This window comes from Vibrio sp. 1078-1, from assembly GCF_033340475.1.
Window position 1 is genome coordinate 1 of record NZ_JAWOWM010000848.1, and the last position, 527, is coordinate 527.

General features: G+C 49.3%; 1 protein-coding gene. It reads right to left on the reverse strand.

Annotation, left to right across the window (positions count from 1 at the left end; genetic code table 11):
- Positions 1–527, reverse strand: a 527-nt coding sequence (locus tag R7190_RS30425) for a flagellar M-ring protein FliF C-terminal domain-containing protein (RefSeq protein ID WP_318138284.1), incomplete at both ends; no start/stop codon positions are given.

Genomic DNA, 527 nt, shown 5'->3' on the forward strand with positions numbered 1-527 from the left:
CACGCCGTCTGGCGATGCTTTTGAGTTCAATAAAACCGATACGCTCAATTTCTCAATCTGACCTTGTTGGTACTGAGTACGGCGCACGCTGCTGCCAACCGCATATTGACGATTCACTTCAGAACGCGCATTGGTGTTTTGGCTGTCGTTTGTCGCCGCCTCACCAGTCACTGGAGGCTGGTTGCTGAGAGAACCTGGTACGCCAAGCGCGATTTGGTCAATCGAATTGTTTTGAATGGTGTGTTCGTTACGAACCACTGGCGCGTTATCAAGGATTTCTCGCGTTTCTTCCACTTGGCTGAAATCCATATCGGCTGCAACCTGAACGCGGAAATTACTAGGACCAACAATCGGCGTTAGCATGTCTGCCGCACGTTGGATGATTTGCTTCTCAACGTTCTTTTGGTATTCCAGATACTTCGCGTTTACTTTGCCCGCTTCTGCTGACGCAACATCTGCACTCAACAGTCGGCCATATTGGTCAATGACAGAAACAAACTCAGGCTTCATTGCCATCACACTGCCTA